Source organism: Paenibacillus sp. FSL K6-2862 (genome assembly GCF_038005125.1).
In the GTDB taxonomy this organism is placed as follows: Bacteria; Bacillota; Bacilli; order Paenibacillales; family Paenibacillaceae; genus Paenibacillus; species Paenibacillus illinoisensis_A.
Window position 1 is genome coordinate 5,254,381 of the sequence record NZ_JBBOSN010000001.1, and the last position, 23,034, is coordinate 5,277,414.

Genomic DNA, 23,034 nt, shown 5'->3' on the forward strand with positions numbered 1-23,034 from the left:
GCCTGACAGACGCGGCTTGCAAATAAGATGTTTAGTTGGATGCTTTGGCTGCCGTTTTCGGCTTGTCCACTTGTTTTCCTTTGAGAACCAGCCACAGCGGTGCAGCGATGAAGATGGATGAATATGCACCGAACAGTGTCCCGATTACCATCGCAAGCGAGAACATGCGAATGGACTCTCCACCGAAGATGAACAAACAGATGGATGCCGCAAACACTGTAAATGTCGTGTTCAATGAGCGTGTCATCGTTTGAGACAAACTGCGGTTAACCACTTCACGCAAGTCGGCTTTTGTTGTTTTCTTGGCGAAACGCAGGTTTTCCCGAATACGGTCAAAAATAACAATGGTATCATTAATGGAGAAACCGACAATCGTCAGTACAGCGGTAATAAAAGTCAGATCCACTTCCAAACGGAAGATGGAGAACACACTAATGACGACAAATGCATCATGGAAGAGCGCAATAACGGCTGCCAGTCCAAAACGCCACTCAAAACGGATTGCAACATAGATCATGATCCCGATACTTGCGATGAGGACCGCATAGATTGCATTACGTTCGAGTTCTTTGGCCATTTCCGGGTCAACGGTATTGACTTCATAAGAAGCCTCCGGGTCCAGCTTGGTGAACTCCTCTTTGAACTTGCTCTCTTGTGTCTCATCCAATACGTTGGAGAAACGAACGTTAACTCGGTCGGCACCTGGTGTAATATTTACATCGCCTTCATTGACACCAATGTCTTGGATTATCGGAGTAATTTGTTCTGAAGTAATGGCCTTGGAAACGGTAATGTCCACATTCGAACCTGAGCGGAAATCAACCGCATAATTTAATCCAAGGGAGAACAAACTGATAATCCCTGCCAAAGTCAAAATAATGGAGAACGTGTAGGCAAATTTACTGCCTTTAATGTAATCATAGTTCCAATTAAAGCGCACGAATTTCACTCTCCTTCACTCCGAAGTACTTAGGCTTCTTCAACACGTTAGCCCGCACAAGCAGGGTCAACAGGAAGCGGGAGAAGAAAATATTCGTGATAATGCTGGTGACGATGTCAAAAATCAGCACGAGCGCGAAACCTTTGACTGCACCTGTACCCAGGAAAAACATAACGGCCGCAGCAATGATGGTTGTGATATTGGAATCGATAATGGTACGGAAGGAATGTTTGCTTCCCGCCTTGACTGACGACAGAATCGATTTACCACTCCGCATTTCTTCCTTAATCCGCTCGTACGTGATGATGTTGGCATCAACCGCCATCCCTATACCCAGGATAAATGCAGCAATACCCGGAAGGGTAAGTACAAATTCGCCCATATAGAAGATTGCGAGTACCAGCCACGTATGTGTAATCAAGGCAAAGCTTGCGATGATTCCCGGAATGCGATACAGACCAATCATGAACACTAAAATAATAACGGAACCGATCAAGCCCGCTTTAATCGTTTGGTCGAGAGACAATTTACCCAGCGTTGCTCCAACGCTTTGCGAGTATTTCTCTGTAAGTTTCAGAGGAAGTGCACCCAGGTTAATGGTGTCACGCAGTTGATTCGCTTCCTCACGTGTGTAATTACCAGTAATCTGTGCCGAACCGTCCGTCAATTGCTGTTGTACGGTTGGGGCAGAGAGCAACTGATCATCCAGATAGATGGCAAGAGGTTGTCCGATGAGACGTTTGGTAACTTCCGAGAACTTCGCTTTATCTTTGACCTGGATATCAATCATTGGTTCATTCAGTTGATTGAAAGTCACTTTTGCGCCGTTCTCAACAAATTCGTTTCCTCGAAGCTCAATCTTCGTATACTCGCCTTCCTTGTCATTCTCTCCTTTACTACGGAAAGTCAGGACGGCAGGTTCTTTCATTTTGGCTCTAACTTCTTCCTCGTCTGTAACACCAGCCAATTTCAAACGAATCCGGTTGGTTCCTTCTGTGGTTACTTCCGGCTCGCTTGTTCCGAGCGCATTGGCACGGCTCTCCAGACTTCTTGCAGTTTGTACCAAAGAGGCTTTGGTAACTTGCTGCCCTTGTTCCAGCGGCTCTGCTTCATATAAGATCTCGTAGCCTCCCTTTAAATCGAGGCCCAAGCGAATATTCTTGAGCAGGCCCGGACTTGTGCCCAACATGACTCCTGTGGTCACAAGCACGACCAGAATGAAACTGACAATTCTCTTCATGCCGTTCCTAGATCCCCCTTCATTCTCAATATTCCTATTATAGCGATGCCGTAAAAAGCAGTCAATTTCCAACACAAAAAGATCCCTTTCGTTAGAAAGAGGATCCCCGGTATGCAGAAACGGTCATAAAGTTCATAAAGCTTGTTGCTTTCAGTGACAAAATGTCGTTCACCAGTTGGTGAAGCGGTGGAATGCCCTGTTTTTCATATTTATGACTAACGCAATTCCAGACATCTTTGCTGGTCACATATTCGTACCCGACAAGCCTTAATTCCTCCGCCTTGCTGCGACATAACATCTCAATGGATTCTTCCAGTTCCATATCGTTCATTTCTTCCAAGCGGGGAGCGCCTCCCTTCTTACGCACAAGCCTTTATGCGGCATCAATATTACATGATTCGACTTCATACATTCATATTCCTGCTTGCCCAATCTGGATCTTTTTGTTAATGAAGTCCAAGTTGTCATGAGAAGACAGTGGACTGGCATAGGATGAAGGACAACGGCTTTGTCCCGTTTACGAGACCTGTTACTTTCAACCGGGAAAGAGGGGTAGTTTTGAAGAAACAGACATTTATTCAGGGAGCCATGATCCTGCTAGCCGCAGGCATTATTAATCGTATTCTCGGTTTTATCCCCCGTATTGTGCTGCCTCGCGTGATCGGAGCAGAAGGGGTTGGTTTGTATCAGCTGAGCTATCCTTTCTTCATCGTACTCGTCACTTTAATTACCGGAGGCATCCCGCTCGCCGTTGCCAAACTCGTTGCCGAAGCAGATACAGGGGCCAACCGCTATTCTCCCCAGCGCATATTACAGATTAGTCTAAGCTTCACCTTGACCTTGGGCGTAGTTTTCATGTTTCTGTGCATTGTCTTTGCCCCGTGGGTTACACGTTATGTTCTGACGGATGAGAGGGTGTATCATACGTTTGTAAGCATGAGTCCGATGATTGCGATTATAGCCGTATCCGCAGTGTATCGTGGGTATTTTCAGGGCAAGCAGAATATGATTCCCACTGCCGCTTCCTCCATTACGGAAACCATTGTACGCATTATTTGCGTGATCTGGTTTTCCTGGCTGCTTCTCCCACAAGGTATTGCCCAGGCAGCAGCAGGGGCCATGCTCGGGGCACTCGTCGGTGAGTTTGTCGGCATGCTTGTACTTCTATGGAATTATAACAGACATAAAAAGGATCCTGTGCGCTCCAATCATCTAATCCCACCAAATGCTAATATGCCTTCACCCGCACTACCCGTTGATTCAAATGCATCACAAACAGGATTGATCAGACGCCTCCTGGCCATCTCTGTACCCGTAACAGCAGGCCGCCTAGTAGGCTCACTCTCCTACCTTGCTGAAACCATTGTCACCGCTCAGAGTCTGGCTCTTGCAGGCATATCCCGTGGACTGGCGACCGCTCAATATGGTGCGTTACAAGGCATGATCATTCCGCTCCTGCTCCTGCCGGGTGCGCTCACTTCATCACTTGCCACATCACTTGTTCCCTCCCTGTCTGAAGCATCCGCACAGGGGGATCGAGCGCTCATCCATAAACGAATGCACCAGGCACTGCGGCTTGCCCTCGTTACAGGTGCCCCTTTTTCTGTTTTTATGTATGTGCTTGCCGAACCGATGTGTTTAGTACTGTATAATGATGCATCGATTGGAAGCATGCTTAAACTTATGGCTCCTTTTGCCCTGTTTATCTACATTCAGGCACCTCTTCAAGCTGCTCTGCAGGCACTCGATCGTCCAGGAAAGGCTCTTCTCAATACATTTATCGGTGCGGTCATTAAAATCGCTTTGATTTTGCTGCTAGCATCCAAACCTGAATACGGCATTTTCGGTGCAGTGATTGCCATCTGTGTGAACTCGACTGTCGTTACTCTTTTACATGCCAGAAGTGTACGTAATTTGCTTCAATTCCGGTTTAAATTGATGGACTGGGTCAAAACAGCCACCGGCATGGTGATTATGGGAGCAGCAACACTAATGGTATATGAACATACAGCTGTCTTGCTACCTTTTTGGCTGAGAATGATCCTTGCTCCTTGTGCTGGTCTCATTGTTTATTTTATCGTCATGGGTATGACCCGTATGATTGATTTTCATGATCTCTCCCGGATGCCGATCATCGGTTCTTGGTTCCAACGGCGTTCTCGTAAGTAAGGCACTTCGCTGTCGCTATTTTTTATCATCCTTCAAACTTACGAATACTTTGCCATTGTGGTCGATGGAGCATATAAATACTTCCTTAAAATCAAGCACACCCTTTTGTTGAATCTGATTTTTCAGCCAAAAACGTGTTTTCTGGATCAGCTCCAAATTTTGATCTTGGACCTTTCCGTCCATAATTAACGGCAGGGGGAGACCCTCATATTTAATATTTTGAAAGCCATCGATCTTGTCCTGCCTGGGCTTTTTCATATTATTTTGCGATGAACTATATCCTTGGCCCGAAGAAGAGTTATCCATGGGGATAACCGTTAATTTCCCGGTCGTTTCCAAAATGGCAAATTCGACTTCACCAATACTATCGATATTCTGTTCACGCAACTGCAGCAGCAGGTCATCCAGATTATACCGCTGTTTGCGCATTTCATCCCGATGCAGTGTCCCCTTGGAAATGAGTACCGTCGGTTTGCCATCAATCATGAGTCGTAAACGACGGCTCTTGAGACTTAGAAAAGCCATGCCAATCTGGACAACAAGTACAGTCACCATCGGCACAATGCCGTGAGACAACGGTTTATCTGTATCCTCAATAACAAATGCTGCTATCTCGGCAAGCATAATGGACACAACCAGATCGAACATGGACAGCTTGCCTATTTCCCTTTTCCCCATAACCCGAATGGCTCCATAGACGATAAAATACATGAGAATCGTTCGAAAAATATGTGCACCTATATCCGAAAAATTCATAACATGGTCCCTCCTTCACATCTGATTTACAAAAACAGATACCTGAAGCGTAATCCCTATTTTGACCGGAACCAGATAGGCTCATGCGAATCTTGATTGTTCATTTAATGGAAAATACAGTTCATAACTACAGAGGCTTGACCATACAATGTATTAATTTCAAACTTGTACAAGGGGGTTGCTTCATGCAGCTGATTCGCCGAGTGATTTCGTTTCGAATGTCCAACCCGATTTTGTCGGGCCTCTGCCATGCATTTGTGTGGATGTTACTGGGAGCGTTGATCCTCTCTCTCTTTCTCTGGATGAGCAGCATGCGTGAGCAAGAACTTTCGCTTTACACGTATGTCGTTCATGGCTTGTCTTTGCTGGTTGGAGGATTTGTAGCGGGAAAACGGTCTGGCGAAAAAGGCTGGTACCATGGAGGTCTAACCGGTATCATTTATGGACTGATCGTATTGCTTATTGGTTTCCTCGCTTTGGATGCTTCATTCAATTGGAAAGACAGTCTGCAGCTTGCAAGTGCATTTCTGATTTCTGCACTGGGAGGAATTTTCGGGGTGAATACACACAGATCGTAGAAAGTTTGAATCTTATGACCATTCAGAGAAAAAGAAAAAGAGAACCGGACCTCCAAAGGAGATCCGGTTCTCTGCAACAAACTACAATCTATTCAACAGCGGTTTCACGACTCACTGCACTGCTGATTGCATTACGGTCGAATGTAAGCTTAGTTACATCGTTTACACGAAGTACAACAACATCATCCGTAATTTCAGCGATTGTACCGTGAAGGCCACCGATCGTTACAATTTTATCGCCTTTTTTCAACTGGTTCAGCATTGCATTACGCTGCTTTTGCTTTTTGTTCTGTGGACGAATCATCAAGAAGTAGAAAATCGCAACCATGAGTACCAAAGGTACAATCAAAGAAACAATTCCACCGCCTTGCGTTGCTGTTAAAGGCATTCCCTGAAACATTCAAAACTCCCCCTTATCGACTATACTTTCAAGTACTGCTTGTTTCTCCGGTTCTGCAAAACCTGATCAGAAACCTTTGTCATTGTCGTGAAGACCATATTGATCGAAAAATTCATCACGGAAATCAAGCAAACGATCTTCCATTATGGCTTTGCGCACATTGCGCATCAAATTCTGCAAGAAATGAAGATTATGAATGGTCGTCAAACGCAAGCCAAATGTTTCATCCGCTTTGATCAAATGACGCAGGTAAGCTCTGGAGTAGTTACGACAAGTATAGCAATCGCATTCAGGATCCAGTGGACCAAAATCTGTTGCAAACTTGGCGTTACGAACAACGAGTCGTCCCTGGCTTGTCATTGTTGTTCCGTTACGGGCAATCCGGGTAGGCAGTACACAGTCGAACATGTCCACTCCACGAATCGATCCCTCAATCAATGCATCGGGCGAACCTACTCCCATCAAGTAACGTGGTTTATTGGAAGGTAACAGCGGTACTGTGTAATCCAATACGCCATACATCAAATGTTTCGGCTCTCCAACACTCAGTCCACCAATAGCATACCCCGGGAAATCCATGGAAGTCAAATCTGCGGCGCTCTGACGACGCAAATCCTCGTGCATGCCTCCCTGTACGATAGCAAACAGGCCTTGATCATGCGGACGAGCATGACTTTCGAGGCAGCGTTCCGCCCAGCGGCTCGTTCTTTCGAGTGATTTTTTTACATATTCATATTCAGCCGGATACGGAGGACATTCATCAAATGCCATCATAATATCGGAACCGAGTGCATTCTGAACTTCCATCGCAACCTCAGGTGAAAGGAACTTCTTGTCGCCATTCAGGTGGGAACGGAAATGAACGCCTTCTTCCGTAATCTTACGCATCTCGCTAAGGGAAAACACCTGAAACCCGCCGCTGTCCGTCAAAATCGGCCGATCCCAGTTCATGAACTTGTGCAGACCGCCAGCCTGGCGAACAATCTCGTGTCCTGGTCTGAGGAACAGGTGATAGGTATTGCTCAGAATAATCTGTGCATCCATCTCCTTCAACTCTTCAGGACTCATTGTTTTTACAGTCGCCTGTGTACCAACAGGCATAAAGGTTGGTGTCTCGATAATACCATGCGGTGTATGTACACGTCCCAGACGCGCACCGGATTGTTTACATGTTTTGATATGTTCATACGTTATTGCTGCCATTGGTTTTAATCATCCTCTAAAATTAATCGTTAGCCTCAGTATGCCCTTTGTGAATCAATAGATTAACATGGCATCGCCAAAACTGAAAAAGCGGTATTTCTCTTGAATCGCCTGCTCATATGCATTCATGATATGTTCTCTGCCTGCTAGTGCACTAACTAACATAACAAGTGTCGATTTCGGCAAATGAAAGTTTGTAAGCATGCCATCAATAACTTTGAAGGTATAACCTGGGTAGATAAAGATTTTGGTCCAGCCGCTGCTTTCCTGAAGCTCTCCATCTTCAAACTTGCTGCCAACCGTTTCAAGCGTTCGACAGCTCGTCGTTCCTACTGCAAATACACGGTTACCGCGTTTCTTCGTTTCATTGATAAGGTCCGCCGTTTCCTGAGACATGGAGTAATACTCTTCGTGCATCTCATGATCTTCCACAACATCAACAGACATTGGGCGGAACGTTCCGAGTCCAACATGAAGCGTAATGAAAGTAACATTAACTCCTTTGGCACGGATCTGATCCAGCAGCTCATCCGTAAAATGCAGCCCGGCTGTTGGAGCCGCTGCTGATCCTTCGTGCTTTGCATACACCGTCTGGTATCTTTCACGATCATCCAGAGTCTCTTTGATATAAGGAGGCAATGGCATCTCGCCCAAGCGATCCAGGATCTCCTGGAAGATTCCATTATAGGAGAATGTGAGTGTACGTGCACCCATTTCGCCTTCTTCATCAATGACAGCCTTAAGTTCATCACCGAATACAATAACTGAACCGGCTTTCAGCCTCTTCCCTGGTTTGACAAGAGCTTCCCAGCGGTCACCTTCCACATTTTTCAGCAGGAGTACCTCTGCTTTGGCTCCGGTATCTTCTTTTGTACCAAACAGTCTCGCTGGCAGTACCCGTGTGTCATTTAATACCAAAGTGTCGCCAGGCTCTAGAAAATTGATGATATCCGGGAACGAGCGATGGTTAACCTCACCGTTCTCCTTGTTTAATGTCAGCAGGCGCGATGCCGTACGATCAAGCAAAGGCGTCTGTGCAATCAACTGCTCTGGTAATTCAAAATCATATAAGTTCACATTCATTTTCAATTCATTCCTTAACAATAGTCGCATTTTGATAATAGTGTTTCAATATTGTCTGGTAATCATACCCTTCATCTGCCATACCTTTGGCTCCCCATTGAGACAAGCCCAATCCGTGACCATTACCTTGGCCGATAAACATGAAGGTTTGACCCTCGGTTACTGCTCTGGCTTGACCATCCCCGCTCATAACGATAAGAGCATTACCGGATGATGTTCCCGTTCCAGAAGCGGACAACACAGCAGCACCTTTTGATCCGGTTTTGCTTGAGGTTTGCCCGTCAGCGCCTAATACAGTATAACTTCCGGTCCCTGCAATATCAAATAAAGTACTCGGTAATCCTCCAAGTGCAGAACGATATGTATCTGCATATTTGACTGTCAAAGGTTGTCCATTCGCACTCACTTCAAGAGCTCTTCCTGAAGGTCCACGCTTTGTGACTTCCAAGGTAGAGATGGATGCCGGAGCAGTGGTCGTTATTTTCCCTTGTAACGCTTTGACCAAGGCAGCAGAGGTAAATGGTCCTCTTACCCACGCGTAATCATTGGATTGAGCCACTTTCGCCAAAACAACAGCCTCCGTGCCCGGGTTCATTTTGGCCACCGGTTCAACCGTGGATTGAATCAGTGGAATGGGACGTACATTGGTGTTTTGGGCAGTGACTGTGACTTTGGACAATCCTGCTTCTGTTTTAGTCGTCAATTCTTTTACATTATCCTCACGGATATATCCACTAACCCCTGAGCTTAGCAGTACATGGTACCATGTGTGTAAACCTGCCTGAGCTGACGCATCTCCAGGGCTGTCCACATTACTGAATACGCCTGCGCCCCCGTTCCATACTTCAGATGGGTGAGCCGTTTGGCCCCCAGCATTGGAAGAGAATACAGCTTCAACGATTTTACCACCGCTTTTGATGACTTCTCCTGCTGTTGCATCTACGGCACTTGTTACTTTATCGTTCTCCGAGCCTATTCCGTTATACGCTTGGCTGAGTGTCGTATCCACAACATTGGCAATTTTGAATCGCTCTCCCTGTTGGAGCGCGTAAGAGCGAGCTGCGACGGCCTGAACTTTCAGAGCCTCTGCCGGCCAGGATGAATATACTTCAGCTCCTACTACCGAGTATAGATACTGCTCAAGCGGAACAACGTTAACCAGAGCCAAATCTCCGCCTACGATACTAACTTCCATGTCCCCCCGGTATGTCCGTGCGGAACGCTCCAACACTTTAATCCCACTTTCATCACCCTGCACATAAGCTTTTGCTTCACTACCTGCAATCGTGTAATGTGGAGCAGTTTTCAGCGTATCTGTGCTGAGTCCCGCATCCTGTCGAATCATGAGCACATTGCTGTCAGATACTGACGTCAAGCTCACTCCCGGTGCCTTGACTTCCACCGTTTTTTTCAATGCTGCTAGTTCGGCGTCCGTTACCGCTTCCCCGACCCATACTGAATATCCTTGAGCCCCACCACTTAACTGCAATACGGTAATGGCATTGATACCAGCGGCTAAGAGCGATTCCTGTGCAGCCTCAGCTTCCTGAAGCGAGCTGTAGCTCCCTGCTGACAAATGTTTGTTTCCAGTTACCACTGGTTTTTGACCCCCGAGCCCTGCTGCTGCCACCTTTTGTACTCGTGCAACGGCTTGTGTAGCCAAAGCTTCTGTCGCATAATTTCCTGTGTATAGTTGATACGAGGCCTTACCGCTCAGCGTCGTTGTGAACAGCAATGGTTTATCACTGGTCGCCTGCAGCAATTTTGCTGCTGCTGCAGCAGTCTTGAAGTCTCCGGTTTCCAGCACTTTCACGCGGAAGCCATCTGCACTGAAGCGAATTTGACCAGCAGGAAGTGTAACTCCTGCCCCACCCTCTGATCCAATGCTCCACTTACCGGTTGATTCAAGTGTAATGAGAGGTGTTGTTGACTTATATGTGCTACCCAGATTCGCAAACATGGCTACCCGAATCATCTGCCCGCTACTCTCTGCAGCAAAAGCGGGCACTTGCAGACATCCCACTGTTAAGAGAGCAGCAGCCAGTACCTTTAACCGCCGACTCCACTTCTTCTTTTGTAATGCTTTCCCCACGTTCAAACTCCTCTCCATGCTGTTTCTACACGTTATATCGGGAAGTTTATATAAAAACTTCAATTTGTTTTTTAAGAACTTCAGAAACCCGGTTTACTTTCCGTCCTTAGGTGGTATAGGCAAACCAAGATGATGATAAGCCAGATCCGTAACAACCCTGCCTCTTGGTGTACGCTGAATCATACCGATTTGCAGAAGATAAGGCTCATAGACATCCTCAATCGTCTGACTTTCTTCACCAATCGTTGCTGCAATCGTGTCCAGTCCAACGGGTCCTCCGCGGAAACTGTTAATCATGGATGTAAGCATCTTATGATCAATCTCGTCCAAGCCGCGTGGATCAATCTGAAGCCGTTTCAACGCTTCTTCAGCCAGTGCCTGGGTAATGATTCCGTCGCCCCTTACCTGGGCAAAGTCACGTACCCGTTTTAGCAAACGATTGGCAATTCGCGGTGTCCCGCGTGAACGGAGAGCAATCTCTTCTGCAGCATCGCCAACAATTTCAACGCCCAAAATTTCTGTAGATCGTGAGACGATATAAGCCAGCTCATCCACGGTATAAAACTCCAACCGACTGATTACACCAAACCGGTCTCGAAGTGGTGCTGACAGCAATCCAGCGCGTGTTGTAGCCCCAATCAGGGTGAATGGTGGAAGATCCAATCGCACGGAACGGGCACTTGGGCCTTTTCCGATCATAATATCAAGGGCAGAGTCCTCCATAGCTGGATACATTACTTCTTCAACGGTACGATGCAGACGATGAATTTCGTCAATAAACAGGACATCGCCTTCCTGCAGATTCGTCAACAGCGCAGCCAGATCACCCGGTCGTTCAATTGCCGGTCCCGATGTGGTACGCAAGTTTACACCCAATTCGTTGGCAACGATATTGGCAAGAGTCGTTTTACCAAGTCCAGGCGGACCGTAAAGCAACACATGATCCAATGCTTCATTGCGTAATTTGGCAGCTTCAATATATACTTTCAAGTTTTCCTTGACCTTGTTTTGCCCGATATATTCATTCAGATACCGGGGACGAAGACTCAGTTCAACATTCTGATCCTCCATCATCAGGTTGGCGGAAATAATCCGGTCATCCATGTTCATCCCTACCTTTTTTTGTGCGGGCTACTGCTATAATATATATGCAAATTTAACTATCCCGTAAACAGCATTTGCAGCGCACGTTTCATCAACACATCAACAGAATCAGCCGATGTAACATCCTTCTTCAATTTCAGCCATACTTTATCGAGCTCACTGTCTGTATAACCGAGAGCCTTCAAACCGTCACGAGCCTCATCCCAGGCAGAACCGCTTCCCGCTTCCTCAGAAGGTGGGGCAAACAAGCCTGTAGCATAAGCCGCTGCACCAAAGCCATCCAGCTTGTCTTTCAGATCCAAAATCATGCGTTGTGCTGTCTTTTTGCCGATACCCGGCAACTTCGTCAGGAACGTCAGGTTCTCCTGGTAGATCGCTGTAACGACATGCTCTGGCGTACCGCCTGCCAAAATACCCAGGGCCACCTTTGGTCCGATACCGGATACTTCGATTAGTTTGCGGAACAAACGCTGTTCTTCCCGTGTAACAAATCCAAATAGCAGCATCGCGTCTTCACGCACATGATGATGGGTATACACCGTGATCTCGCCTTCCTGCTTCGCAAACGCAAACGGATTTGGACAGAATACACGGTATCCCACGCCATGAACATCCAGCACAATATAGTCATTCTCGACATGTACAAACTGTCCTCTTAGAAAATCAATCATTTTCGCAATACCTCATTCAACTTGGAATTTAATGTATATGAGTGCGCGTGACATACAGCCACAGCTAGAGCATCCGCTACGTCATCTGGCTTCGGTATAGCCTGCAAACGCAAGAACATTTTGACCATTTCCTGCACCTGCCGTTTCTCTGCCTTACCGTATCCTACAATGGCCTGTTTAATCTGCATTGGGGTATACTCCGCTATAGGCAGTCCCTTCTGAGCAGCAGCAAGTACCATAACGCCTCTTGCCTGACTGACAGACATCGCTGTAGTTACATTCCTGTTAAAGAAAAGTTTCTCCAGTGCTACTGCATCTGGTTTGTATTTATCAATCAACTGCACCATGCCTTCATACACGTGAAGCAGCCGTTCTTCTTCAGGTGTATGGGCTTCAGTCTGAATGCAGCCATATTGTACGGGTACCACTTTACTACCGATCTTATCCACAAATCCAAAACCGACAATCGCAATCCCCGGGTCTATTCCCAAAAAACGCAAAACCATCTCTCCCTTACAATAAAGCGAACATATGTATCGTTCATTTCATTATAACAAAAGATAGACCCTGCGACAGGAAAAACTTTGTCTAATCTCAGGAGTGCATGGTTCGGCATCATACTGGCTTTTCTGCACGAATGCTTGTACTTGTCGACTCGTTATTTTCTACGACAAAAAGGACATCTTTCGATGTCCCATGATTGACTTCTCGGTATGACCACTTTGGATGTTATCCATTCATCCGCCATTTCGAAGCTCTTCTTTATGTGGTCCATCAATGGCATAATCACTAAAAGTCGAAATCACGCTATTATATTCATCCTTGTCTTGTACACGGATACCTTGCTGTAGCTGCTCCAGTATCCCTTCAGGCAAAGAACTCTCGAGCGATCCCACGTCCATTTGAAAAAAAGTACGGATTACTTTTTCTTCTGCAGGTCGACCTTCGTAAAGATTAAGATTTCCCACCGCATCCACGCTGATATATGCCTGTTCCTTGCATAGTGGTGAAAGATCATCTACTTGTTTCTTGATTTGCAATGTATCCGTAGTCACTACCTCAGCCTCCCACTCCGGATGCTGTTGAAGTAACACTTTTAATTGAGGTATGGCCATCTTCCCCAATTGTTCTGTTTCAATTCCGCAAATATAATGCGTCTCCATAACCACAGAAGTTAAACGATCCGTCTCGGATCCAAGTTGTCTCAATATGCTTTGTACCTCTTCTTCGGAACGTTCTTCCGCGACTGGAGCCATGGCTGTAGCGGCTTCACTGAAGTTAGTGGTTAACAACCGCTCAATGTGAGATGAAATCGACAACCCGCTGTATGCCAGGATAGTAATAGCCACCAATGAGGCAGCCATCCATGTTGTTCGTTTCCAACGCCGCCATCGTCTTTTAAGCTGTTTTCTGAAGTTAAACGTGTTCACATGAACCCCTTCTATCACTTTTTTAAACCTAGTGTGACCGAAAGGATTATGCTTTATGCAAAATTAACCCAATGTGAAAAAGCCAAAGTACTTTCCTCATTATTTTAGAAAATATAAAAGTGGACTATCTATAGTAAGATAGTCCACTTCTTAAGATCGGGATGACACGATTTGAACATGCGACCCCCTGGTCCCAAACCAGGTGCTCTACCAAGCTGAGCTACATCCCGTTATGTTATACCGGCGAGAGGACTCGAACCTCCACGGTTTCCCACTCGATTTTGAGTCGAGCGCGTCTGCCATTCCGCCACGCCGGCAAATAAGTTTTATAATGGCGCGCCCTGAGAGATTCGAACTCCCGGCCTTTTGATTCGTAGTCAAACGCTCTATCCAGCTGAGCTAAGGGCGCAAAATAATTGGAGCGGACGACGGGAATCGAACCCGCGACCCTCGCCTTGGCAAGGCGATGCTCTACCGCTGAGCCACGTCCGCATGCGGTATTAAATATTAAATGGCGGAACCGACGGGATACTCTCACTTCGTTCGAGACTGCGAAGCTAATGCTCTCGAAGTGTATGCTCCGACGAACCCAAAACGGATTCTCATCCCTGAAGCATAATCAAGATGGCGGAACCGACGGGATTCGAACCCGCGATCTCCTGCGTGACAGGCAGGCATGTTAGGCCAACTACACCACGGTTCCAGATCACTTTCTCTTAGGAAAGTATAATTGCGGGGGCAGGATTTGAACCTGCGGCCTTCGGGTTATGAGCCCGACGAGCTACCGGGCTGCTCCACCCCGCGTCGTTATAAAAGTGATATGGTGGAGGCTGAGGGGCTCGAACCCCCGACCCTCTGCTTGTAAGGCAGATGCTCTCCCAGCTGAGCTAAGCCTCCATATCTATGACCCGTAGGGGATTCGAACCCCTGTTACCTCCGTGAAAGGGAGGTGTCTTAACCCCTTGACCAACGGGCCTTATGGCTCCCCGAACAGGACTCGAACCTGTGACAACTCGATTAACAGTCGAGTGCTCTACCAACTGAGCTATCAGGGAATAAAATGTATTCATGTTACAAACGCAACATCATACAACGTTAACATGCAAAGCCTGTTTCCTATGTAAGATGAAAGAGTTCGCTTGGCAGCGTCCTACTCTCCCAGGACCCTTCGGTCCAAGTACCATCGGCGCTAGAGGGCTTAACGGTCGTGTTCGGGATGGGTACGTGTGGAACCCCTCCGCTATCGCCACCAAACGATGCTGCTATACACTCAGAGATTATTCTCTGAAAACTAGATCCGAAACGAAACTTGCAATCAAAACCTGCAATTTGGATAAGCCCTCGACCGATTAGTACTGGTCAGCTCCATGCATTACTGCACTTCCACCCCCAGCCTATCTACCTCGTCGTCTTCAAGGGGTCTTACATACTGGGAAATCTCATCTTGAGGGGGGCTTCACGCTTAGATGCTTTCAGCGCTTATCCCGTCCGTACATAGCTACCCAGCGGTGCTCCTGGCGGAACAACTGGTACACCAGCGGTACGTCCATCCCGGTCCTCTCGTACTAAGGACAGCTCCTCTCAAATTTCCTACGCCCACGACAGATAGGGACCGAACTGTCTCACGACGTTCTGAACCCAGCTCGCGTACCGCTTTAATGGGCGAACAGCCCAACCCTTGGGACCTACTTCAGCCCCAGGATGCGATGAGCCGACATCGAGGTGCCAAACCTCCCCGTCGATGTGGACTCTTGGGGGAGATAAGCCTGTTATCCCCAGGGTAGCTTTTATCCGTTGAGCGATGGCCCTTCCATGCGGTACCACCGGATCACTAAGCCCGACTTTCGTCCCTGCTCGACTTGTAGGTCTCGCAGTCAAGCTCCCTTATGCCTTTGCACTCTTCGAATGATTTCCAACCATTCTGAGGGAACCTTTGGGCGCCTCCGTTACTCTTTAGGAGGCGACCGCCCCAGTCAAACTGCCCACCTGACACTGTCCCCGTACCCGCTAAGGGCACCAGGTTAGAACCTAGATACGATCAGGGTGGTATCCCAACGGTGCCTCCACACAAGCTGGCGCTCATGCTTCAAAGGCTCCCACCTATCCTGTACAGATCGTACCCAAATTCAATATCAAGCTGCAGTAAAGCTCCATGGGGTCTTTCCGTCTTGTCGCGGGTAACCTGCATCTTCACAGGTATTAAAATTTCACCGGATCTCTCGTTGAGACAGCGCCCAAGTCGTTACGCCATTCGTGCGGGTCAGAATTTACCTGACAAGGAATTTCGCTACCTTAGGACCGTTATAGTTACGGCCGCCGTTTACTGGGGCTTCGGTTCACAGCTTCGGGATTACTCCCTAACCGCTCCCCTTAACCTTCCAGCACCGGGCAGGCGTCAGCCCGTATACTTCGCCTTACGGCTTCGCACAGACCTGTGTTTTTGCTAAACAGTCGCTTGGGCCTTTTCACTGCGGCCCCCTCGTGCTATTCACACTACCGGGGCACCCCTTCTCCCGAAGTTACGGGGTCATTTTGCCGAGTTCCTTAACGAGAGTTCTTCCGCGCGCCTTAGAATTCTCTTCTCGCCTACCTGTGTCGGTTTGCGGTACGGGCACCTTCATCTGGCTAGAGGCTTTTCTTGGCAGTGTGAGATCATGACCTTCGCTACTGTAATTTTCACTCCCCATCACAGCTCAGCCTTAGGATGTGCGGATTTGCCTACACATCAGCCTTACTGCTTGGACAGACATCCATCAGTCTGCGTCACTACCCTACTGCGTCCCCCCATCGCTCGTAACGATTTACGGTGGTACAGGAATTTCGACCTGTTGTCCTTCGACTACGCCTTTCGGCCTCGCCTTAGGTCCCGACTTACCCTGAGCGGACGAGCCTTCCTCAGGAACCCTTAGGCTTTCGGCGGATCAGATTCTCACTGATCTTTTCGTTACTCATACCGGCATTCTCACTTGTATAATGTCCAGCGCTCCTTACGGTACACCTTCAACCCTTATACAACGCTCCCCTACCCCTGATGCAAAGCATCAAGCCATAGCTTCGGTGGTGTGTTTAGCCCCGTTACATTTTCGGCGCAGAGTCACTCGACCAGTGAGCTATTACGCACTCTTTCAATGGTGGCTGCTTCTAAGCCAACATCCTGGTTGTCTGTGCAACTCCACATCCTTTCCCACTTAACACACACTTGGGGACCTTAGCTGATGGTCTGGGCTGTTTCCCTTTTGACAATGGATCTTAGCACTCACTGTCTGACTCCCGGAAGTAAGTCTATGGCATTCGGAGTTTGACTGAGCTTGGTAACCCTTGCGGGCCCCGCACCCAATCAGTGCTCTACCTCCACGACTCTGTTTTCCGAGGCTAGCCCTAAAGCTATTTCGGGGAGAACCAGCTATCTCCGAGTTCGATTGGAATTTCTCCGCTACCCCCACCTCATCCCCGCACTTTTCAACGTGCGTGGGTTCGGGCCTCCAGTGCGTGTTACCGCACCTTCACCCTGGACAGGGGTAGATCACCCGGTTTCGGGTCTACGTCCACGTACTATGTCGCCCTATTCAGACTCGCTTTCGCTGCGGCTCCGGCTCTTCACCTTAACCTTGCACGGGAACGTAACTCGCCGGTTCATTCTACAAAAGGCACGCCATCACCCCTAAAATGGGCTCTGACTTCTTGTAAGCACACGGTTTCAGGTTCTATTTCACTCCCCTTCCGGGGTGCTTTTCACCTTTCCCTCACGGTACTGCTTCACTATCGGTCGCTAGGAAGTATTTAGCCTTGGCAGATGGTCCTGCCGGATTCATACGGGGTTTCACGTGCCCCGCACTACTCGGGATCCGTCTCGGAGAGAGCAGACTTTCAATTACAGGGCTTTTACCTTCTTTGGCGGGCCTTTCCAGACCTCTTCGTTTAACCGGCTCCTTTGTAACTCCATGTGAGACGTCCCACAACCCCAGAGAGCAAGCTCTCTGGTTTGGGCTTCTCCGCGTTCGCTCGCCGCTACTGACGGAATCACTATTGTTTTCTCTTCCTCAAGGTACTTAGATGTTTCAGTTCCCCTGGTATGCCTCTACATAACCTATGTATTCAGTTATGAGTAACTGGATATTACCCCAGCTGGGTTTCCCCATTCGGACATCCCCGGATCAAAGCTTGCTTACAGCTCCCCGAGGCAGTATCGTTGTTCGCCACGTCCTTCATCGGCTCCTAGCGCCTAGGCATCCTCCGTGTGCTCTTAGTAGCTTAACCAATTGCTCCGGTTTCGACTTCTCACTTCCCTTGGTTTGCTTGTGCAAATCCAAAAGCCGTTCCCATTCGATACCATCGCAAAGCAGTTTTCGCTAATATTTGAAACTTGTTTAACACAAGTTCAGCTAAAAGGAATGTTCTAATTCGCAATTTTCGTTTCGATATCTAGTTTTCAAAGAACAAGCTCCATGCAAAAGCAAGCTGTTTGAGAGTTTGAGCTCTCAAAACTGAGCAACGAGTGAGCAACTAGCCGACCTGGCTAGATTTTGTATTTGAATGTCTTCGTTACAGAAGACGATTCTCCATAGAAAGGAGGTGATCCAGCCGCACCTTCCGATACGGCTACCTTGTTACGACTTCACCCCAATCATCTATCCCACCTTCGGCGGCTGGCTCCTTGCGGTTACCCCACCGACTTCGGGTGTTATAAACTCTCGTGGTGTGACGGGCGGTGTGTACAAGACCCGGGAACGTATTCACCGCGGCATGCTGATCCGCGATTACTAGCAATTCCGACTTCATGCAGGCGAGTTGCAGCCTGCAATCCGAACTGAGACCGGCTTTTTAGGATTCGTTCCACCTCGCGGCTTCACAGCCCGTTGTACCGGCCATTGTAGTACGTGTGTAGCCCAGGTCATAAGGGGCATGATGATTTGACGTCATCCCCACCTTCCTCCGGTTTGTCACCGGCAGTCACCTTAGAGTGCCCACCCGAAGTGCTGGCAACTAAGATCAAGGGTTGCGCTCGTTGCGGGACTTAACCCAACATCTCACGACACGAGCTGACGACAACCATGCACCACCTGTCTCCTCTGTCCCGAAGGAAAGCCCTATCTCTAGGACGGTCAGAGGGATGTCAAGACCTGGTAAGGTTCTTCGCGTTGCTTCGAATTAAACCACATACTCCACTGCTTGTGCGGGTCCCCGTCAATTCCTTTGAGTTTCAGTCTTGCGACCGTACTCCCCAGGCGGAATGCTTAATGTGTTAACTTCGGCACCAAGGGTATCGAAACCCCTAACACCTAGCATTCATCGTTTACGGCGTGGACTACCAGGGTATCTAATCCTGTTTGCTCCCCACGCTTTCGCGCCTCAGCGTCAGTTACAGCCCAGAGAGTCGCCTTCGCCACTGGTGTTCCTCCACATCTCTACGCATTTCACCGCTACACGTGGAATTCCACTCTCCTCTTCTGCACTCAAGTCACCCAGTTTCCAGTGCGATCCGGGGTTGAGCCCCGGGATTAAACACCAGACTTAAATGACCGCCTGCGCGCGCTTTACGCCCAATAATTCCGGACAACGCTTGCCCCCTACGTATTACCGCGGCTGCTGGCACGTAGTTAGCCGGGGCTTTCTTCTCAGGTACCGTCACTCCTTGAGCAGTTACTCTCAAGGACGTTCTTCCCTGGCAACAGAGCTTTACGATCCGAAAACCTTCATCACTCACGCGGCATTGCTCCGTCAGGCTTTCGCCCATTGCGGAAGATTCCCTACTGCTGCCTCCCGTAGGAGTCTGGGCCGTGTCTCAGTCCCAGTGTGGCCGATCACCCTCTCAGGTCGGCTACGCATCGTCGCCTTGGTGAGCCGTTACCTCACCAACTAGCTAATGCGCCGCAGGCCCATCCTCAAGTGACAGATTGCTCCGTCTTTCCAGCTCCCTTCAGGCGAAGGAAGCAAGTATTCGGTATTAGCTACCGTTTCCGGTAGTTGTCCCAAGCTTGAGGGCAGGTTGCCTACGTGTTACTCACCCGTCCGCCGCTAACCATCAGAGAAGCAAGCTTCTCTTCAAGTCCGCTCGACTTGCATGTATTAGGCATGCCGCCAGCGTTCGTCCTGAGCCAGGATCAAACTCTCCAATAAAGTATTGAAAAGAGCGATTAGCTCATTTTGAATCTGACGAGATTAAAAATCTCATTTGTTGTTCCAGTTTTCATACAGCCAATTGGCATGTACCAAAAACCTTCACGTTCATCCTGCAAGCAGGATGATTACTCACTCGTTGTTCAGTTTTCAAAGATCAAACTTGTTAATGTATTTCTCTATCGCGTCAACGCTGTGTTTCAGCGGCGACTTAAATAATATAACATATCGGTCAGATCAATGCAACACTTTTTTCTTTTTTTTATTTCATAGATTTTATATACGTAATAAATCTACCAAAATCCATTGAAATAATATAGATAGGGATAAAATAAAACGTATAGATATATTATCACACATATAACTTATTGACAATTAATTTACAACTTTTCGTTTACTTCTTGTTCACATTCCTTCGTTTCCTCATTCTTCTCCTCTAAATTTAAAGCAAGAGGCCAGCCTTTCAACATAGGCCGGCCTCCTTTTTAACAATAAGGATCTGTGATCCTGTCTGTATTAACTAAGACTGTATCCAGGGATTACGACGTTTTTTGGTTGAATTACGTTTCTCCGACTCTGAGTTACGTCTTCCATTTGCAGAAGAAACAGATACTTTGGATGTTCTTTTACCACTTGATTTGCTTGTTCTGCGTTTTGCCGTGCCGGTTTTTGCAGAAGCTTGCTTGGTTTTGCCTCCTGCATCCGTTACTTCTTCTCCCGATACATTGGACTGGCTTAAATCCGCTTCTTCACGTCCACCTTTTTTAGTTCCAACATTGCCTTGAGCTGGGTACAGTTCCCCAAAAGCTCCGAGAGGAGATGGGGGCACCATGTTTTGTGAAGGATACGGATTCTGATATGCATACTCTACGGGCTGGTTTGGTACACTGTTTGGCCCCATATGCGTCTGTACACCGTACGGGTCATATGAACCATACATTCCCCAAGCAGGATCCTGATAATTGTATCCAGGGTGACCGTAATGCGGGTGATGCATATGTCCGCCACATCCACAAGGTGGATAAGGAAGTGTTGAGTAAGGGGAAATAAACGGCTGCTGGTTCATATGTGTATCAGCAACAAATGGAGGGAACGGGCTGTTGACTTGTGCAGCGGGTGCGACTGGATAAAAATTTTCCTGCTGATGTTCAGGAGCCAAATTTGGCGTATAGTTATTGTGGTTCTGCTCTGTCCATTGACCTTGGTAAGAAGGGCTCACCGAATAAGGAGTAGCTTCAGGTAACCCTGGGAACCCAGAATTGTGATTAAACCCAGCAATATGTGATGATTCAGGAGCAGCATAAACCTCTTGCACAGGGACAGGGATTTGAGCATATGGATGCTCAGCCGGCGCATGATGCATTTTTTTTCCACAGCCACAAGGAGATTTGCTCGCAGGTGAAACGTCAGACGGCGACTTCGTATTAGGGATGACTGGTAGCGGCATAATTTCAGGAGAAAGATTAGGCATAGTGTATGTTGGCACTTCAGGCAAAGGCTGTACTTCGGCAACTGGGGCGACCTGTTCTTTTTTCTCAGGTGCCTTCTCCGGTTTAACCTCAGGGAGCTCAGGTAACTGCGGCAGCACTTCCAATTCAGGCATCACATTTGGGATGACAGGATTTGCTGGTAAAGGTGCTGGTGTAGGAGTAGGAGCTGGCGTCTCTTCTACTGCCTTAGGTATTTCCGGTGCTGGTGCTGGTGGTGCTGGCTCTTCTTTGACACCTGTATATTCCTTGCCTTCAGGTGAAAGCTTTTCATGAGCAGCAACATTACCCGTACTGCTTCCTGTAACCGTATTTCCCTGAACAGGTTGGGACGGGATATAGACTGTCTCTCCTACAAGCAGGGCGTTCGGGTTTTTCAACTGAGGGTTTGCGTTGATCATATCCTTCAAAGAGACTCCCCAAGCCTGAGACAGCTTCCATAAAGAATCACCCTGCTGGACTTTGTGACTGTGCAGTATTCCTTCTGGTTTTGGTGTTACTGGATCTGCAGGAATTTTAACTTTCATACCGATATCCAGCTTGTCGGGATCAGTAATTTGCGGATTAGCCGCAATTATTTTGTCCAGGCCCACATTATATTTTTGGGACAGTAAATATAGCGTGTCGCCTTTTTTCACCATGTGTATTTTCACGGGGAACTAACCTCCTAGACGTGTTACTTGGGCAGTGCATTCGCCCATACCGTTACTACATCCTATGCAGAAACTGGGCTAATGACATCATCTAAACAAAAAAAATCCTCCCCGCCTCCAAAACCCGCACCCTAAGTGGGATGCTGATCTTATTGGACAAGAAGGATATTCCACTTCAATTTGTTTAGAAGGGTTAAGCTTCCCAAACCTTATAACCGTCTTTATCTACAATTTGACGGAACGCTTCGAGCAATCTCAATGTGACTGGGCCTGCTACACCCGAACCAATTGTTCTTCCATCAACCTCATATGCAGCGATGACTTCTGCGGCTGTCCCCGTGAAAAAGACTTCGTCAGCGATATACACATCATGCAGGGTAAACGGAACTTCTTTTAACTCCAGATCGAGTTCACCACACAGGTCAATAATTGCCTGACGCGTAATACCTTCCAGAGCTCCGAGGTAACAAGGCGGTGTGTAGACTACCCCATTTTTGATAATGAAAATGTTGTCACTTGATCCTTCGGTAACATATCCTTGGGAATTCAGCATGATTGCTTCGCCAACACCTGCATAGTTGGACTGGATTTTAACAAGTATGTTATTCAGATAATTTAATGATTTGATTTTGGGATTCAGTGCATCCGGGATATTCCGGCGTTGAGATACAGATACGGCCTTTAACCCTGTAAGATATGCTTCCTCAGGATAAATCGCCAGCTGCTCCACAATAATAATAACAGACGCTTTCGGGCAGCGCAGCGGATCCAGACCCAGATTACCAGGTCCACGAGATACGATTAAACGGATATAGCCGTTACGCATATCATTGCGGCGAACTGTTTCTGCCATTACTTCTAGCATTTCATCATAGGATAAAGGAATGTTCAAACTGATCGATTTTGCCGAATCGTATAAACGGTCCAAATGCGCTTTGCATCTGAAAATATTGCCGTTATAAATACGGATACCTTCGAAAATTCCGTCCCCATACAAAAAGCCGTGATCATACACGGAAACGGTTGCGTTCTCCTTGGTTACATATTGACCATCCAGATAAATCCACTGTTCTGACATGGATGACTGCACCTCCGTTTAATTTCCAATCAT

The 23,034-nt window shown here is 47.6% G+C and carries 16 protein-coding genes, 9 tRNA genes and 3 rRNA genes; 2 read left to right on the plus strand and 26 right to left on the minus strand.

All coding sequences use genetic code 11. The features are described from left to right. Positions 1 to 31 precede the first annotated feature (31 nt). The 3 genes from secF to MHB82_RS23710 form a co-directional block, all read right to left on the minus strand. A complete protein-coding gene (gene secF, locus MHB82_RS23700; RefSeq protein WP_095359802.1) occupies positions 32 to 940 on the minus strand; it encodes a protein translocase subunit SecF in 909 nt (302 codons plus the stop codon). Beyond that, entirely contained in the window at positions 930 to 2,180 is a 1,251-nt protein-coding gene (gene secD, locus MHB82_RS23705) for a protein translocase subunit SecD (RefSeq protein WP_095359803.1), read from the minus strand. Before secD ends, secF begins: the two co-directional genes overlap by 11 nt. A 91-nt stretch (positions 2,181 to 2,271) precedes the next feature. After that, positions 2,272 to 2,511 (minus strand): post-transcriptional regulator, encoded by a 240-nt coding sequence (locus MHB82_RS23710; RefSeq protein ID WP_095289489.1) that lies wholly within the window; start codon positions 2,509 to 2,511, stop codon positions 2,272 to 2,274. 227 nt (positions 2,512 to 2,738) lie between these two features. On the opposite strand from MHB82_RS23710, the gene spoVB reads away from it, so the two are divergent. Then, positions 2,739 to 4,349 carry a stage V sporulation protein B gene (spoVB, locus tag MHB82_RS23715; RefSeq protein ID WP_341176015.1) on the plus strand — a complete coding sequence of 537 codons (1,611 nt, stop codon included), beginning with the start codon at positions 2,739 to 2,741 and terminating at the stop codon, positions 4,347 to 4,349. A gap of 15 nt (positions 4,350 to 4,364) precedes the next feature. Here the strand turns inward: spoVB and MHB82_RS23720 are convergent, their stop codons facing one another. Next, a complete protein-coding gene (locus MHB82_RS23720; RefSeq protein ID WP_095359805.1) occupies positions 4,365 to 5,105 on the minus strand; it encodes a DUF421 domain-containing protein in 741 nt (246 codons plus the stop codon). 185 nt (positions 5,106 to 5,290) lie between these two features. Here MHB82_RS23720 and MHB82_RS23725 point away from each other — a divergent pair, with 185 nt between their 5' ends. After that, positions 5,291 to 5,683, plus strand: coding sequence for a TIGR04086 family membrane protein (locus MHB82_RS23725; RefSeq protein ID WP_095359806.1), 393 nt, complete (start codon positions 5,291 to 5,293; stop codon positions 5,681 to 5,683). An 88-nt stretch (positions 5,684 to 5,771) separates the two neighbouring features. Here the strand turns inward: MHB82_RS23725 and yajC are convergent, their stop codons facing one another. From yajC to ilvE, 22 genes are all read right to left on the minus strand, one after another. Beyond that, positions 5,772 to 6,083, minus strand: a complete 312-nt coding sequence (gene yajC / locus MHB82_RS23730; protein WP_095359807.1) for a preprotein translocase subunit YajC — start codon at positions 6,081 to 6,083, stop codon at positions 5,772 to 5,774. A gap of 66 nt (positions 6,084 to 6,149) precedes the next feature. Next, the gene (tgt, locus tag MHB82_RS23735) at positions 6,150 to 7,286 is read right to left on the minus strand and encodes a tRNA guanosine(34) transglycosylase Tgt (RefSeq protein WP_095289474.1); all 1,137 of its coding nucleotides are present in this window, start codon (positions 7,284 to 7,286) and stop codon (positions 6,150 to 6,152) included. Between the two features lie 54 nt (positions 7,287 to 7,340). After that, positions 7,341 to 8,369, minus strand: coding sequence for a tRNA preQ1(34) S-adenosylmethionine ribosyltransferase-isomerase QueA (gene queA / locus MHB82_RS23740; protein WP_341176016.1), 1,029 nt, complete (start codon positions 8,367 to 8,369; stop codon positions 7,341 to 7,343). 7 nt (positions 8,370 to 8,376) lie between these two features. Then, entirely contained in the window at positions 8,377 to 10,461 is a 2,085-nt protein-coding gene (locus tag MHB82_RS23745; RefSeq protein ID WP_341176017.1) for a SpoIID/LytB domain-containing protein, read from the minus strand. Between the two features lie 93 nt (positions 10,462 to 10,554). Next, the gene (gene ruvB, locus MHB82_RS23750; RefSeq protein WP_110822920.1) at positions 10,555 to 11,565 is read right to left on the minus strand and encodes a Holliday junction branch migration DNA helicase RuvB; all 1,011 of its coding nucleotides are present in this window, start codon (positions 11,563 to 11,565) and stop codon (positions 10,555 to 10,557) included. Between the two features lie 56 nt (positions 11,566 to 11,621). After that, positions 11,622 to 12,236 carry a Holliday junction branch migration protein RuvA gene (gene ruvA, locus MHB82_RS23755; RefSeq protein WP_095359811.1) on the minus strand — a complete coding sequence of 205 codons (615 nt, stop codon included), beginning with the start codon at positions 12,234 to 12,236 and terminating at the stop codon, positions 11,622 to 11,624. After that, positions 12,233 to 12,736 (minus strand): crossover junction endodeoxyribonuclease RuvC, encoded by a 504-nt coding sequence (ruvC, locus tag MHB82_RS23760; protein WP_056701196.1) that lies wholly within the window; start codon positions 12,734 to 12,736, stop codon positions 12,233 to 12,235. The genes ruvA and ruvC overlap by 4 nt, the downstream gene beginning before the upstream one ends. A gap of 237 nt (positions 12,737 to 12,973) precedes the next feature. Next, positions 12,974 to 13,666: a BofC C-terminal domain-containing protein gene (locus MHB82_RS23765; protein ID WP_341176018.1), complete on the minus strand. Its 693-nt coding sequence runs from the start codon at positions 13,664 to 13,666 to the stop codon at positions 12,974 to 12,976. Between the two features lie 156 nt (positions 13,667 to 13,822). Beyond that, positions 13,823 to 13,896: transfer RNA gene (locus MHB82_RS23770), tRNA-Pro, on the minus strand. Between the two features lie 8 nt (positions 13,897 to 13,904). Further along, positions 13,905 to 13,983: transfer RNA gene (locus tag MHB82_RS23775), tRNA-Leu, on the minus strand. Between the two features lie 15 nt (positions 13,984 to 13,998). Continuing rightward, positions 13,999 to 14,075, minus strand: a tRNA-Arg gene (locus MHB82_RS23780). An 8-nt stretch (positions 14,076 to 14,083) separates the two neighbouring features. Further along, positions 14,084 to 14,158 (minus strand) — tRNA-Gly (locus tag MHB82_RS23785). A gap of 133 nt (positions 14,159 to 14,291) precedes the next feature. Then, positions 14,292 to 14,369, minus strand: a tRNA-Asp gene (locus tag MHB82_RS23790). Positions 14,370 to 14,396: 27 nt separating this feature from the next. Then, a tRNA-Met gene (locus MHB82_RS23795) sits at positions 14,397 to 14,470 on the minus strand. A gap of 17 nt (positions 14,471 to 14,487) precedes the next feature. Further along, positions 14,488 to 14,563: transfer RNA gene (locus MHB82_RS23800), tRNA-Val, on the minus strand. Between the two features lie 7 nt (positions 14,564 to 14,570). Further along, positions 14,571 to 14,642: transfer RNA gene (locus MHB82_RS23805), tRNA-Glu, on the minus strand. Positions 14,643 to 14,645: 3 nt separating this feature from the next. After that, positions 14,646 to 14,721, minus strand: a tRNA-Asn gene (locus MHB82_RS23810). A gap of 82 nt (positions 14,722 to 14,803) precedes the next feature. Beyond that, positions 14,804 to 14,920: ribosomal RNA gene (rrf, locus tag MHB82_RS23815) — 5S ribosomal RNA — on the minus strand. A 75-nt stretch (positions 14,921 to 14,995) separates the two neighbouring features. Then, positions 14,996 to 17,923, minus strand: a 23S ribosomal RNA gene (locus tag MHB82_RS23820). Positions 17,924 to 18,231: 308 nt separating this feature from the next. Then, positions 18,232 to 19,783, minus strand: a 16S ribosomal RNA gene (locus tag MHB82_RS23825). The 16S, 23S and 5S rRNA genes sit together here with 9 tRNA genes alongside, the layout of an rRNA operon. 520 nt (positions 19,784 to 20,303) lie before the next feature. Continuing rightward, positions 20,304 to 21,923, minus strand: coding sequence for a LysM peptidoglycan-binding domain-containing protein (locus MHB82_RS23830; RefSeq protein WP_341176019.1), 1,620 nt, complete (start codon positions 21,921 to 21,923; stop codon positions 20,304 to 20,306). Between the two features lie 193 nt (positions 21,924 to 22,116). Next, positions 22,117 to 23,001: a branched-chain-amino-acid transaminase gene (gene ilvE, locus MHB82_RS23835; RefSeq protein ID WP_095293327.1), complete on the minus strand. Its 885-nt coding sequence runs from the start codon at positions 22,999 to 23,001 to the stop codon at positions 22,117 to 22,119. Between the last annotated feature and the right edge of the window lie 33 nt (positions 23,002 to 23,034).

Bases quoted from the DNA above. Each gene is read 5' to 3' on its own strand.
- secD (WP_095359803.1), bottom strand. From the start codon at position 2,180: ATGAAGAGAATTGTCAGTTTCATTCTGGTCGTGCTTGTGACCACAGGA.
- MHB82_RS23710 (WP_095289489.1), bottom strand. From the start codon at position 2,511: ATGAACGATATGGAACTGGAAGAATCCATTGAGATGTTATGTCGCAGC.
- MHB82_RS23720 (WP_095359805.1), bottom strand. From the start codon at position 5,105: ATGAATTTTTCGGATATAGGTGCACATATTTTTCGAACGATTCTCATG.
- MHB82_RS23725 (WP_095359806.1), top strand. From the start codon at position 5,291: ATGCAGCTGATTCGCCGAGTGATTTCGTTTCGAATGTCCAACCCGATT.
- yajC (WP_095359807.1), bottom strand. From the start codon at position 6,083: ATGTTTCAGGGAATGCCTTTAACAGCAACGCAAGGCGGTGGAATTGTT.
- tgt (WP_095289474.1), bottom strand. From the start codon at position 7,286: ATGGCAGCAATAACGTATGAACATATCAAAACATGTAAACAATCCGGT.
- queA (WP_341176016.1), bottom strand. From the start codon at position 8,369: ATGAATGTGAACTTATATGATTTTGAATTACCAGAGCAGTTGATTGCA.
- ruvB (WP_110822920.1), bottom strand. From the start codon at position 11,565: ATGGATGACCGGATTATTTCCGCCAACCTGATGATGGAGGATCAGAAT.
- ruvA (WP_095359811.1), bottom strand. From the start codon at position 12,236: ATGATTGATTTTCTAAGAGGACAGTTTGTACATGTCGAGAATGACTAT.
- ilvE (WP_095293327.1), bottom strand. From the start codon at position 23,001: ATGTCAGAACAGTGGATTTATCTGGATGGTCAATATGTAACCAAGGAG.